Origin of the sequence: Streptosporangium sp. NPDC051022 (assembly GCF_040683035.1) — a bacterium.
In the GTDB taxonomy this organism is placed as follows: Bacteria; Actinomycetota; Actinomycetes; order Streptosporangiales; family Streptosporangiaceae; genus Streptosporangium.
This window is the reverse complement of sequence record NZ_JBFBCF010000040.1, coordinates 54875-67717: the sequence shown is the minus strand read 5'-3', so window position 1 is coordinate 67717 and position 12843 is coordinate 54875. Positions and strand designations below refer to the sequence as shown.

The 12843-nt window shown below is 70.6% G+C and carries 10 protein-coding genes; 6 read left to right on the top strand and 4 right to left on the bottom strand.

The window, feature by feature from the left end; translation table 11 throughout:
- Positions 1 to 21 precede the first annotated feature (21 nt).
- The 6 genes from AB0N02_RS41040 to AB0N02_RS41015 all read left to right on the top strand — a co-directional run bounded on the left by AB0N02_RS41040 (position 22) and on the right by AB0N02_RS41015 (position 5599).
- Entirely contained in the window at positions 22 to 1260 is a 1239-nt protein-coding gene (locus tag AB0N02_RS41040) for a methyltransferase domain-containing protein (protein WP_363958781.1), read from the top strand.
- Between the two features lie 301 nt (positions 1261 to 1561).
- Positions 1562 to 2077, top strand: coding sequence for a winged helix-turn-helix domain-containing protein (locus tag AB0N02_RS41035; RefSeq protein ID WP_363958778.1), 516 nt, complete (start codon positions 1562 to 1564; stop codon positions 2075 to 2077).
- A 33-nt stretch (positions 2078 to 2110) separates the two neighbouring features.
- The gene (locus AB0N02_RS41030) at positions 2111 to 2632 is read left to right on the top strand and encodes a transposase (RefSeq protein WP_363958775.1); all 522 of its coding nucleotides are present in this window, start codon (positions 2111 to 2113) and stop codon (positions 2630 to 2632) included.
- Positions 2633 to 2659: 27 nt separating this feature from the next.
- Positions 2660 to 3277, top strand: a complete 618-nt coding sequence (locus AB0N02_RS41025) for a DUF1998 domain-containing protein (RefSeq protein WP_363958772.1) — start codon at positions 2660 to 2662, stop codon at positions 3275 to 3277.
- A 10-nt stretch (positions 3278 to 3287) separates the two neighbouring features.
- Positions 3288 to 3440: a hypothetical protein gene (locus tag AB0N02_RS41020; RefSeq protein ID WP_363958769.1), complete on the top strand. Its 153-nt coding sequence runs from the start codon at positions 3288 to 3290 to the stop codon at positions 3438 to 3440.
- A gap of 302 nt (positions 3441 to 3742) precedes the next feature.
- A complete protein-coding gene (locus AB0N02_RS41015) occupies positions 3743 to 5599 on the top strand; it encodes an N-6 DNA methylase (protein ID WP_363958766.1) in 1857 nt (618 codons plus the stop codon).
- 315 nt (positions 5600 to 5914) lie between these two features.
- Here the strand turns inward: AB0N02_RS41015 and AB0N02_RS41010 are convergent, their stop codons facing one another.
- From AB0N02_RS41010 to AB0N02_RS40995, 4 genes are all read right to left on the bottom strand, one after another.
- Positions 5915 to 7060 (bottom strand): protein-L-isoaspartate(D-aspartate) O-methyltransferase, encoded by a 1146-nt coding sequence (locus AB0N02_RS41010; RefSeq protein ID WP_363958764.1) that lies wholly within the window; start codon positions 7058 to 7060, stop codon positions 5915 to 5917.
- Between the two features lie 265 nt (positions 7061 to 7325).
- Positions 7326 to 8531 carry a methyltransferase, FxLD system gene (gene fxlM, locus AB0N02_RS41005; protein WP_363958761.1) on the bottom strand — a complete coding sequence of 402 codons (1206 nt, stop codon included), beginning with the start codon at positions 8529 to 8531 and terminating at the stop codon, positions 7326 to 7328.
- Between the two features lie 54 nt (positions 8532 to 8585).
- Positions 8586 to 9767 carry a lanthionine synthetase C family protein gene (locus AB0N02_RS41000; RefSeq protein WP_363958758.1) on the bottom strand — a complete coding sequence of 394 codons (1182 nt, stop codon included), beginning with the start codon at positions 9765 to 9767 and terminating at the stop codon, positions 8586 to 8588.
- Positions 9764 to 12775: a lantibiotic dehydratase gene (locus tag AB0N02_RS40995; protein ID WP_363958755.1), complete on the bottom strand. Its 3012-nt coding sequence runs from the start codon at positions 12773 to 12775 to the stop codon at positions 9764 to 9766. The genes AB0N02_RS41000 and AB0N02_RS40995 overlap by 4 nt, the downstream gene beginning before the upstream one ends.
- Between the last annotated feature and the right edge of the window lie 68 nt (positions 12776 to 12843).

The following is a 12843-nucleotide window of genomic DNA, read 5'->3' as shown; positions in this document are numbered from 1 at the left end:
CCGGACGAGAGTGAGGAAGACATGAGCGTCGAGCAGACCAATCTGGCCGCCGTCGAGAAGTGGGCGGCGCTGTACAACTCCGACCCGCACCGCATGATCGACGAGTGCTACGCACCCGACCCCGAGGTGATCGCGCCCGAGGAACTGCACATCACCGACACCGCGATGTTCCACGAGATCGAGCGGGCCGCACGCGAGGCGATACCCGACCGGCACTCCGAGGTGCTCAGCACCACCGCCGTCGGCGACAAGGTCTTCATCGAGGGCGTGATGACCGGCACGAACCCGGTCACCGGCGCCCCGCTGAGCGTGCGCTGGTGCAGCGTGCTGACCTTCGACAACGGCCTGATCACTCAGGACCGCACCTACATGGACTGGTACGCGTTCAAGGACTTCGCGGGCACCGCCGAGTACCGCAACATTCCGGCCCCGGCCTCGATCCCGGCCAACCCCAGCGCCTCGGACATCTCCGACTTCTACGACCTGTCCAGCCAGGCGCTGTGCGAGCTGTGGGACGAGAGCTTCCACGCGGGCTACTTCCTGTCCGACGACGACGACAGCTCCAACCGCGTCGCCGCCGACCGCATGACCGACCTGCTCATCGACCGGCTCGGGCTGACCGGCGGCCGGATGCTGGACGTGGGGTGCGGCATCGGCACGCCCGCACTGCGGCTGGCCGGCACCTGCACGGCCGAGATCACCGGCATCTCCATCAACAAGGCGCAGGTGGACGAGGCGAACCGGCGTGCCGCCGCGGCGGGGGTGGCCGACCGTGTCAGGTTCCAGCACGCCGACGCCCTGGCCATGCCGTTCGAGGACGCCGCCTACGACGCCGCGTGGGCCTTCGAGTCCCTGATCCACATGGACCGGGTCCCCGCGCTGCGGGAGATCAGCCGGGTGGTCAAGCCCGGCGCCCGGCTCCTGGTGGCCGACCTGCTGCAGACCGGTCCGCTCACGCCGGAGGAGCAGGAACTCGTGCGGGACGGTCTGGAGCGCATGTCCTCCAGCCCCGTGTTCACCGAGGAGCAGTACCGCGAGCTGGTGGCCGAAGCGGGCTGGGAGATGGTCGAGTTCCTCGACGTCAGCAAGCACGCGGTGAAGACGCAGCAGCGGATGATCGAGGCCGTCAACACCCGCTACGACGAGATGATCGAGCGGTTCGGCCCCGAGGTGGCCGAGCTGATGGACCTCATGCTCTCGCCCGCGGGCCTGCTGCCGCAGATGGGCTACCTGGTGGCCGTCCTGCGGAAGCCGTTGTGAACGCTGAGGTACCCGCAGCCGGCCGGGCATGCCGTGTGCCGGCTCAGGACGCGAAGTGATCGGTTGAAGCGGGCGGCGTAGCCGAGGGCGCGGGCGTGGCGGGGTACGTGGGCTGACCGCGGGCGTCGCCGACGGGCCGGGCCGAATGGGTGAACCGGTTGCGGTTGCATCGGTGAGGGCTTTCGTGGCCCGGTGTGCGGCGGTCAGACCGCGGCACCGGCCCGAAAGCCCTCACTGATCTTTAATTCGTGATGTTCAGCGATCATGTGAATATGCCGGGTTGCTGCGGTGTGTCCAGGTCATGCGGTATGCGCAAGGCGGTGGGCTGACCGCCGTCCAACGAGCCAGGCGTGAGCAGGTACGGCTGCGCGCGGCCGAGCTGTTCGCCTGTGGATACACCGATGAGCAGGTGGCCAGGGAACTGCGGGTCACGCGGATGTCGGCCAACCGGTGGCGCCGGGCGTGGACCTGCGGTGGCGGCGCGGCCCTGGTCTCCAAGGGCCCGGCGTCGCTGCCGCGGCTGAGTGATGCGCAGTTCGCCCGGCTGGAGGCCGCGCTGCTACGGGGGCCGGTCGCGCATGGCTGGGAGGACCAGTGCTGGACGTTGTCGCGTATCCGGCGGGTGATCGGCCGGATGTTCCACCTGTCGTACTCGCTGCCGGGGGTGTGGAAGCTGCTCAGGCGGCACGGCTGGTCGCGTCAGGTACCGGCGCGCCGGGCGAGCGAGCGGGACGAGGAGGCGATCGCGGTGTGGAAGAGGCAGGTGTGGCCTCTCGTGGAACCACCGCGGCGGACCTGGGCGCGTGGGTCTGCTTGACAAGACGAGTGCGGCCGGACGATGAGGCCACCGATGGCCCGTACGTGGGGACGGCGCGGGGTGACGCCGGTGGTGAGGGTGCCGGGGCGCAGGGAGGGCAGGGCCTCGGTCGCCGCCCTGGCCTGCTACCGGCCCGGGCAACGGTCCCGGCTGATCTACCGGATCCATCGCTACCGGCGGCGCAAGGGCGAGGCGGCGAGCTTCACCCGGCGCGACTACCGGGACCTGATCATCATGGCCCATGTGCAGCTCGGCGCTCCGATCGTGCTCGTCTGGGACAATCTGAACCGGCACATCTGCCCGGAGATGCGGCACTTCATCGCCGACAACGCCGACTGGCTGCGGGTCTTTCAGCTGCCGTCGTATGCTCCCGATCTCAATCCGGTGGAAGGCGTCTGGTCGCTGCTGAACCGCGGTGGTCTGGCCAACCTGGCCGCGGCGAGCCTGGATCACCTGGTGCGCGTGATCAAGCGGGGGTTGAAGAAGATCCAGTACCGGCCGCATCTGATCGACGGCTGCCTGGCCGGGACCGGCCTGGTCCTCAAGTCGTCGTAACTCCACGAATTAAAGATCAGTGATCCCGTGCGAGGGCTGCGGCTCGGCCTGGACGAGCCCAGGCCCCGGTTCCGCGCCGATCTCCATCAGGGCCGGCGCGCGGCCTGGTACTCACTGGCGTTCCTGTTGCGCACCGCCGCCGCGGAGTTCCTCGACGTCGACCCGCGAGAGCTCATCGCGGGCGTGCATCCCGGGCCGCACCGTGACGGGACGGCACTGTACGCCTTCCTCGCCGACGCGCTGGAGAACGGCGCGGGATTCAGCACCCACCTCGGCGAGGTCGCGGGGGAGTTCACCGAGCACGTCGCCCGGTTCCTGAAGGATCTCGCCGTGCCGGCGCACGCCGACACCTGCGAGACGTCGTGCTACGGCTGCCTGCGGGATTACGACAATATGGTGTTCCACCCGCTGCTGGACTGGCGGCTCGGCGCGGACCTGTTCGCGGTGCTGTCCGGCGGGCGGCTCACGCCGACGAACTGGGCCGTGCGCCGCGAACTGGGCCGTGCGCCGCGAACAGGTGTCGCTGGGCGGACTGCGGGCGTTGTACGACGGGAGGTTCCTTCTACCGGACGCCGGGGTCATCGGAATGAGGGTACGGCGCACGCCGTACGCCATCGTGGTCCGCCATCCCCTGGAAGCGTGTGAGGAGAGCCTTGTGAGCCCCCGGCTCGAACCCGCGCTCGACGCGGCGCTCGCCCACGCGGGCGACCCGTCACGGGTCGTCGTCACGGACTGGTTCACCGTCGAACGCAGTCCCCTGTTGATCGTCCAGCAGGTGTCATCCCGCCGTAAACGGAGCCGTGACTGACGGGCGCGTCTTTTCACCGGTGGTGGAGGCGCCGTGGTCCGCGGTGTGTACCGGCGGGACAGCGGTGCCTCGACCGCTTCTGCCGGGCGCTCCTCACCGCGGAAGCCGCTACGGCGAGTCACCGGGATCTGCTCTCTTGAACGGAGTATCCCCAGGTCATCCGCCATAAAATGCGTGAATGGAATTCACGTATGCTGGGCCGGTGGTCGACGTACAGTCAAGTCGTGAGATACGTTGACGTCCACATACCTCTGTCTGAGGGGGTGGAGAGTCCGTTCTGGGACGGGAGCGCGGGGCCGAGGATGGCAGGAGACGAGGCGACCGTCACCGCGGCCGACATCGCGCGGATGGCGGGTGTGGGGCGTGCGGCGGTAAGCAACTGGCGTAAGCGGCACGAGGACTTCCCGGAGCCCGTGGGAGGTACGGCGACCAGCCCGGCGTTCTCCCTGGAGGCCGTCGAGGCGTGGCTGCTGGAGCAGGGCAAGGTGGAGGAACTGCCGCTGCGGGAACGGGCCTGGCAGCAGATCCGCGCCGCCTCCGACGATCTCCGGCTCGGCGAGAGCGTCGCCGAGGCCACCGAGCTTCTGCGTCGTGGCGGAAAACCCCGGACGCTCCTCGCCTCCGCGTGGAAGCTCGTCCAGCGGTACGCGCAGGAGGAGGGAGACGCCCAAGCCGCCCGCTTCCTGCTGGACCGCTACGCCGACGTCCACTCCCGCAGGCTGGCCGAGACCCCGGCCGAGGTCGCCGACCTCATGGCGCGGCTGGCCGGACCGGACGTCCGATCGGTTCTCGACCCGGCCTGCGGGCTCGGAATCCTGCTCGCCGCGGTGCGCGACGTGGAGCATGCCTACGGTCAGGAGCAGGAGGACTCCCTCGCCAGGCTGGCGCAGTCACGCCTGGCGCTGAGCGAGGTGGACGCCACCGTCAGGACGGGTGACTCCCTGCGCGAGGACGCCTGGCCCGGCCTGACCGTCGATGCCGTCGTGTGTCATCCGCCCTTCAACGAGCGCAATTGGGGATACGACGACCTCACGGGCGATCCGCGCTGGGAGTACGGCCTGCCGCCCAAGACGGAGTCCGAGCTCGCCTGGGTCCAGCACGCGCTCGCCCACCTGGAACCGGGCGGAGTCGCGGTGCTGCTCATGCCCGCGACGGCGGCCAACCGCCGGTCGGGCCGCCGAATCCGCAGCAACCTCCTGCGCAGTGGGACGCTTCAGGCCGTCATCGGTCTTCCCCCCAAGGTGACCTCGGGCACCGGGCTTCCCGTGCATGTCTGGGTGCTCCGTAAGCCGTCGGGCGACGGCCGCATCCCGTCCCGGGTGCTGATGGCCGAGGCCGACCCCGGCGACGTCGACGCGATCGTCGAGTGCTGGCACGAGTTCCGGGCGGACCCGGATCGGGACCTCGACCGGCCAGGCGAGAGCCGTACGGTTCCGATCATCGATCTGGTCGACGAGGACGTCGACGTCACCCCGGCCCGTTACCTGGGGACGCGGGCGGTTCCGGCCGACACCTACCCTCTCCTGCGCGAGCGCCTGGCCGGGCGGCTCGGACGGTTCTCCACTCTGCTGCCCGAGGCCGTGCCGGGGGCGGGCAGGGAGTTGCCGACGGTCGGCCTGGCGGAGCTGGAACGGGTCGGAGCGCTGGTCGTCCAGCAGGCCGGGCGGTTCGAGATCGACGGTGTGGGCGATCCCGTGCTGACCGATCGGCACTTGTTCGACGGGGAACCGGCGGACGCCACACGCACCCGGCCCGAAGGCCGGATCACCGCCGAGCCCGGAGACGTGGTCGTCGCCGCCAGGGGGAACAACCTGGCGGTCCTGGTCGTCGAGACTCCGGGCCTGCTGCTCGGCCCCCGGCTCGCCCTGCTCAGGCCGGACCCCGCCCGGCTCGACCCGTTCTTCCTCGCGGGGTTCGTCCGGACCCTGTCCTCCGCGGCGACGGTCGGCACCCAGTCGGGCGCGACGCGCTTCGACCCGCGCCGCGCCCAAGTGCCGCGCCTGTCACCGGAGGAGCAGAGACGGTACGGAGAGGTGTTCCGGCAGGTCTTCACCTTCGAGGTCGAGCTCAGGGAGCTGAGTGCGTCCGGCCGTTCGACGGTGACCGCGCTGCTCCACGGCCTCATCCATGGAACGCTCACCCCGCCCGAACCTCTCTGAGTGAATATTCAATCCGTGAGATCGTCGCTGAGTACGATGCGGCGCCGGAGAGAGGTAAGGACGCGATCCTGCGCCGGGCGGGGCTGTATGAGCCCAGCATCTCGCTGTCGCGGCGCCGGTGTGACAACGGCGAGCTGACCTCCGCCTCCAGTCCGGCCAGTGCGCCCCGAGCCCGCAAAACGCCCGAGCAGCCCCGGAGCCGGAACGGCTGCGCAAGGAGAGCGCGGGGCTCGCGCGGGACAAGACGCGGGCAGAGATGCCATCTGAGCGGCATCGTCTTCTCGCATCGCTTCTGCCAGGGGTTAGGGCACATGTTCAACGTACATCGATGCTCCACTCCCGGTTGCTGAGGTGAATGGCGCCGTCAGCGTCGATGACGGCGCGGGCGCCGTAGAGGGGATTGGTGCCGCGCGTGATCCATAAATGGCGGATGTCGTCGAGCAGGTCCCACAGGCGGTGAGGCCCGGCTTGGATGGTGGCGGGTGGCTCGCTGCCGTGTGCGACGGCGCGGGCATAGGAGCCATCGGAGTGGGTCATCGTCACGGTGCGGCGGCCGTCGGAGGCTTCGACGTAGTGGTGGCGGATACCGGGAGCGTGGAGCTCCAGCAGGGTGGCCATTTCCGACCCGGGGCGAATGCGGGTGACGGGGTAGCGGCCCCGGCCGGGTGCTGTGTCGGCACCGTCCCTGAGGGCGTCCGGAGACGTCTGGGCGGTTCGGCCAGGTGAGGTGCCCGCCGCCGGGGTGAAGGTGGCGCGATCCAGTTCGATCCGGCCGCGGGCGCCTGGCCCGTCGGTGTCTGCGGTGGCGGTGAGGATGAGATGGGTGCCGGCGATGGTGGTGACCAGGCGACCGCCGGGGCGTAAGGCGTGCAGCCAGCCGGCCGGGATGGGACGCACGCCGGTCATGGAGATGACGCGCTCGAAGGTGCCGGGTAGCGGGCCCAGAGCGTCGAGTGTGTTCAGGGCCGGGTACAGGCCGAAGGCGGCCAGGCGTTCGGTGGCTGCGCGGGTGAGGTAGGAGTCGAGGTCGACGCTGGTCACGTGGGCGTCACCGTAGCGGGAGGCCAGGAGTGCGGCGGGATAGCCAGAGCCGGTGCCGACGATGAGCGTCCGGCTGTCGTCGGTGAGGCGGGCGTGGCGGATCATGCGCAGCACCAGGCTGGGCATGGCCGAGGAGGAGGTGTGCTCACCGGCCGGTGTGTCATCCGGCGTGGCATGGTCGGCGTGCAGGCCTGCGACAGCGGTCACGAGCGAGAGATTGTGGTAGGCGGTCTCGCTCCACACCCGTTCGTCGAGAGGGCCGTCGCGCAACTGCCAGGCACCGGGCTTGCCGTCGTCGGGGGTGCTCCACCAGCGGGGAACCAGCAGGTGGCGGGGGATGGCGGCGATGACGGAGTGCCAGCGGGATCCGGGCCCGACGACCTCGTCCGCGAGCCGACGGGCAAGCGGCTTCCAGTCCATACGATCTCCTCGTAGCCGCCCGGGGCTCTGTGGGCCCCTGGAAGAAGGTGGTGGCGTTTCTTGAGAGTGCCCACCGCGATCGGAAAGTTCTAGGGAATCCGTCCGCCGGCTGACCATCGAGAAGGATCCGCTTCAAGCCTGGGGCGAACGGCTCAGCGGCATGACCGACCTGACCAGTTGGCGCGGCCCGGCGCAGATGGCCACTGACGGCAGTGACGGTGCCACCGTACGCTCGTGCGCAGGGTGCACCGTCACCGGCTTGCTATCAGTAGGCGATGACCATCCGGACGCCAGGCTTGTCGATGACATAGCCGCCGCCGGACTGATCGTCCGGTGTCCTGGCGGGGTAGAGCGTGATGGTGGGCCGGGCGTCTCGCGCCCTGTCCCAGGCGCGGATTTGCTCACACAGACGCTCTGCGAGGTGTCGGCCGGCGGCGCCGTGGCCGGTGGCGCCCAGCTCCCATCGGGTGGGGCCTTCGACCTCGCGGCGGGTCAGGGTCAGGTAGGCAAGGGAGTCGCCTTCGGCTAGAGCAGGGCTGCGGGCGGGGATCGCGGGCCTGCACAGGCCGCTGTCGACGGCGGCGCGGTCGGCGGTGATACGGCAGGTGGCCGGGTCGGCGGCGGTCAGCCGTAGCCAGACGCCGTCGAAGGACTCATCGCCGCGGATCGTCACGCCGGAAGCGACGGTGGTCTTCGGCTGCTCGAGGACGCCGCGCTGGGTGGCGGGGGCGATGTGCTGGTCGGCGTCGAAGTGCAGGGTGACCAGACCGTCGGCGTCGATGGCGGCGGTGCGTTCACCGTCCTGGCCGAGCATGGGAACGAATCCGCACAGCTCGACCACATCGGACACCATTCGGTCGCCGAGGCGGTCCAGGCCCAGGCAGCGGGTCTGACCGCGCCAGCTGAGCGGTACCACCAGGCGGGTGCCGGGCTGCAGCTGGTCCCACCACGCGGTGGGAATGTCCCAGGCGCCGACGGTCACGATCATCCGGTTGGGGTGGCCGTACTCGGGGGCGCCGAGGGCGCCGTCGCGAGTCAGCACGGTGACGGCGGTGTTGCCGGTGGCGTCGAGCATCGTACGGGCGTGCGCGGTCACGTCCTGATCGATGTCGATGGTGACGACCTGGCCGTCAGGGCCGACCAGGTGGGCCAGCAGGGCGGCGTTGTAGCCGGTGCCGGCGCCGATCTCCACGACGGTGTCGCCAGGTTTGGCCCGCAGCCATACCAGCATGTCGGCGACCAAGGACGGCACCGAGGCGCAGCTGAGCGGCAGGTCACCGGCCGGGTTGGGTTTGATGGTGATGCTCTGGTCGGCGTACGCCTCCTCAAGGGTGACGTTGGGCACGAACTCGTGCCGGGGAACCGCCCGCAGGGCGTTCTCGACCGCCGTGGTGAGGAGGTGGGTGGCGGCGATGGTGTCGACCATGCGGTCCCGCAGCGTCTTCGGCGAGGCGGGGGTGGCGGTGCTCATCAGGGTGGTTGTCCTTCCGGGGCGGGGCAACAGACGGGGCGGGTCGGGTCGTGGTCAGCCGGTCAGAAGCAGGCAGGCGTCCCAACGGGCAGCAGACGGGACGGTCGCAGAGGTGGTGTGCTGAGCGAGCCGGAGTCCGGTCGTGCCTTCGAGCAGTCCCGGGCGGTCCAATTGGCCGCCGCCGTCCAGGTAGCGGTCCATCAGGGCCCGAAGCCGGGGCAGCTGGCGGGTGAGACGGTCATCGCGGGCGTCGGCGGCGGTCCGCCAGGTGGTCAGCAAGAGCCCGGCCCAGCCATGGCACAGCGTGGCGTCGCTGAGGGCGAACAACTGGGCCGGATCGCTGACGCACCCGGCGAGGGCGTCCTCGGCGAGTTGCCGGCGGTCGGCGTTGCCGAGGGCGAGGCCGGCGAGCTGCTGGGCGCGGGCCTGGCCGGGTGTGCCGTAGCACCAGGACGGCCGCTGAGGGCCGCGCCGGCATACTGTTCCTGACTGCCACTCGGCCAGGGAGAGCATGCCTGGCCACCACGCTCGCGCTCCGCTGCCCTGGCGCCACTGGTCCAGCCAGGTACAGATCCACTTGATCGTCCCGGCTTGGCCGGGTACGCCGATGCCGTGTCTCATCGCGGTTGACAGTAGTGCCAGGGGGCCTGAGATGCCGTGGGCCAGGCCGAGGTTGGCGTGTCCGCCGGGCCAGTTCCGGCTGGGCAGGTCGGCCGGGCCGTTGGCACACCACCAGCCCGGCAGCGCCTGCCCGTGGACGGTGACCGGGGTGGTGAGGCGGACCAGGTAGGCCAAGATGTCGCGCAGCAGGGCGCTGTCGCCGTGACGGGCCAGCTGGTAGGCGCCCAGGCCGGTCAGCCCACTGATCAGGTCCCATTCTCGTATCTCGGAGAGACGCTCGGCGTCGATGCGGGCATGGGCGCGCTCCAGGCGGGTACGGGTGATCCGGTCGACGTGTGGGTCGAGCGCGGCCAGGGCCCGCGTGTAGGAGGTGGTGTGGGCCGCGTTGAGGACGAACGCGACGGCCGGGGCACCGCGGAACAGACCGTCGTCGGGTAGCGCGGTGACCGGTCGGCGGGTCATCATCGCCACCTGCTCGTGTGCGCTCGCCCAGGTGCCGGTGCCGGAGCAGGCGTACTCGATGTGCTCCAGCGCCGGGCCGGGGGCTCCATTGGCCAGGTCCTGGCTCCAGCCTGGTCCGGGCTCGACCGTCGGTGGGTGCCCGGCCGCTGTCACCGCTCGCCTCCGATCGCGGACTGGCGAGCGCGAGCGGCCTGCCGGGCCAGGTGGCGGCAGACCTTCTCGCCGTCCGGGTCGAGGCCGATGGCCCGGTTGTGGTGCATGTGCAGCAGCGACTCCAGCACGGCGTCCGTGTCGGCGGTGCAGGGCAGGCTCCGTCGGTAGGCGGCCAGGGTCTCGGCTCGGTCCTGCCAGGCGATGGTGATCTCGCTCGTCCAGCCCGGCAGGTCGGTGTGTGAGTCGAAGCGGACCAGCAGGATGACCTGATCGGCGACGGCCCGGTCCGAGGTGGCCAGTGTGACCGGCTGGGAGGCCAGCCAGTCCGTGGCCGCGTCCGGTCCGAGGAAGGCCTCGGCGATGTGCACCATGTTCAGCGCGGCCAGCGCACCCGGGTGGATCACGGCCGGCGGCAGGTTCCGCAGCTGGGTGATGACCAGGCGGGAGTCTGCGGCGAAGACTGCTTCGGCCGCCTCCAGCGCTCGGCCGGTCCCGTAGCGGCCGCTCTCCGGGGTGTAGGCGTCGAGAATCAGGCCGCCTGCCAGGCCGCCGTCCCGTAGCTGCTGGGCCCACTGCCCGACTGCTGCCGCCGTTTCACCGTGCCCGCCGTCCGGGGCGTGCAGTCGGAGGCGAAGGTGGTCGGTCTCGTTTGGGCCGCGGTAGCGGACAAACCAGCACGGCGGCTGGTCGAGACAGGCGAGCAGCCGGGGCACGTGGTCGGTGATGATCTCGGTGAACAGTTCCGGGTGGGAGGGGATCTTCACGTTCAGCCAGCGGCCGGCCGCGACACCGGGCAGGGTGCCGTGGGAGCGGGTGTCGATCCTCGGCAGCGGCCCTGTCAGCGGCGACAGGGCACCCACCCCCAAGCGTGCGAGCGGGACGGCGATCTCGTGTGCGTGCCCGTCCAGCCAGCCGAAGTCCTCGGAGGCGCCGGTCTCGGCGAGGAACGCCTGCCCGGCGCGCTGGAGGTGGGCGGTGAGGATGGCCGCGTGAGTCGGCTCGTCCAAGGCGAGCCGCAAGGTACGGTCGTCGTCGCGTAGTTCCACCATGTCGGGGCACTGCCAGCGGCGCCGCCACCCCTGCAAGTCCGGTAGATCGGCGAGAGTGAGGAGCCAGCGGGCCGGGGCCAGAATGGTACGGCCGTAGCGGACTCGGGGCAGGTAGGGCAGAGCGCGGGCGTGCGGGCCCCAGTCGAAGCCGGTCCAGGACGCAGAGAAGGCTCGGGTGAGGTGAGCCAGGAATCGGGCGATCGGCGGGGTCTGCTTGTCCAAGGCCAGCGCGTGAAACACCTGCGGCTCAACGACGCGGCGCCGCGACATGCTGACCAGATACAGGCGCTCGCGGGTCGCGGTGACCGCGAGGTCGTCCACCGAGATGATCTGCGCCTCCTCACTCGCGGGTCGATGCTCGCCGAGCGCAATGACATGCGGCAGGTAGGCGGGGACGCGGGTGACGTTCTCGGAGTGCGCAAACAGCGGAGGGAAGGACAACTGCGCGGGCAAGGCCCCCTCGATGAGGGAGGGCATCTCCCGGTAGATCTCGGCGAGGTCGGCACCCGTGGCGGCGACGGAGAACCGCGAGGTCAAGGTCCCTGCCGCGCGGGCTGGGGCCACCATGAGGGTGTAGCCGCCCGACCGCAGCGCGTCGAGGCCGGCGGCGTGAACGCGGGCGGAGACCTCGACGTGCGGCGCGATGTACCGGGTGTCGAAGCGCTGATCCGCGGCCAAGGCGTCGATCGCCTCATCGGTCAGGACGATCTCCCGGCTGCCGTCGGCCAGCGCCCGCCAGGCCAGCGCGAGCAGCCGCTCGTCGCGCTGGTTCGGTCCTCGGGAGGGCGGGGGCATCATGCTGCCGGGGTACTCGGCCGGGTAGCCGAGCCCCGTGGCCGGGTCGAGGAGTTCGGTCAGCGCAACCAGCGAGCCGGTGCTGTAGCGCTCCCAGAACGCCGCGTGGTAGTTCCGCCAGACGGCGTCCCCGGTCGGCTGGCGGGTCAGCCGTAGCAGGGCGCCGACGGCTCGTTCCAGGTCCTCAAAGAGGCAGGCGGGCAGCCGGGCGTCACAGTCGAGGACCAGGTCCAGGGCCAGCGGCGTACGTCCGGCCGTCGCAAGGTGCCGCATCCGGCCCCGGATCGCCTCGCGATCACCCGCCAGGTCGGTACCTGGGTCGGCGTGGTTGTGCCGATGCAGATCGGTCCGGATCGCGTCGAGGCTTCGGATGACCGGTGCGATGGCCGGAACGGTATCGGCGTCGACGGCGTGGAGCCGGTCGAGGAGGTGCGTGAGCGGGTCGGTGACAGTCAGCGGTGCACGGAGACCCGTGATCAGGAAGCCCTGCCGGATGAGTTCGGTCAGCAGGCCGACAACCTTGGCCCGGTCGGCGTTGGCGGTCGCGGCGAGCTTGTCGGCCAAGCCGGCAAAGCGCACCGGGGCGGCTGCGGCGACCTGGACGAAGCGGATCACACCGGTGAGCCGGATACTCACCCTGTTCGGGCCGCCCTGGGGGATCTGGAGGCGACCGCCGCGCTGGGCTGCGAGGTTGTTGAACACCACATCGAGGCGGTTCAGCAGGTCGGGATCGGCCTCTAAGTCGTCAATGACGGAGGACAGCCACTCGGTGTCGACACGGGCGATGGGCCGATGCCCGGTGCCCCACCGCACGTGCGGGGCAGGGCCGATGGAGACGGGGGCGACCCCGGCGAACAGACCGAACGGGGTGGGCCGTCCGGTGGCTCGCAGAAGATAGCGGGCGGCGGAGACAGCGACCCGGCGGAGCTGCTTGGGCTTCACAGTCTGATCAGCCGCGATGGCGTCGATACGCTCGGCCAGGCCGGTACTGGCCTCCCGGATCGCGTCGGCGAACCCCGCATCGGCCCAGACCTCCTTCAGCCAGGCACGGCACGAGGCCACATCGGCCAGATCCGGCCACCGGTCGGGAAGGGCGGTCAGCGGCGCGACAGTGGCCCGCAGGAGGGCCGTACCGGAGTGCCGGTAGAGCGAGCCGGCGTTCATCCATTCCTCCACTGTTGAGAATCGGAAGGCGGATGCCGGGGCTGGGAACGCGAAGTCCCCGGCCCCGA

Coding starts and splice junctions, on each gene's coding strand:
- fxlM (WP_363958761.1), bottom strand. CDS start 8,531: ATGAGCACCGCCACCCCCGCCTCGCCGAAGACGCTGCGGGACCGCATG.
- AB0N02_RS41040 (WP_363958781.1), top strand. CDS start 22: ATGAGCGTCGAGCAGACCAATCTGGCCGCCGTCGAGAAGTGGGCGGCG.
- AB0N02_RS41010 (WP_363958764.1), bottom strand. CDS start 7,060: ATGGACTGGAAGCCGCTTGCCCGTCGGCTCGCGGACGAGGTCGTCGGG.
- AB0N02_RS41015 (WP_363958766.1), top strand. CDS start 3,743: ATGGCAGGAGACGAGGCGACCGTCACCGCGGCCGACATCGCGCGGATG.
- AB0N02_RS41035 (WP_363958778.1), top strand. CDS start 1,562: ATGCGGTATGCGCAAGGCGGTGGGCTGACCGCCGTCCAACGAGCCAGG.
- AB0N02_RS40995 (WP_363958755.1), bottom strand. CDS start 12,775: ATGAACGCCGGCTCGCTCTACCGGCACTCCGGTACGGCCCTCCTGCGG.
- AB0N02_RS41030 (WP_363958775.1), top strand. CDS start 2,111: ATGGCCCGTACGTGGGGACGGCGCGGGGTGACGCCGGTGGTGAGGGTG.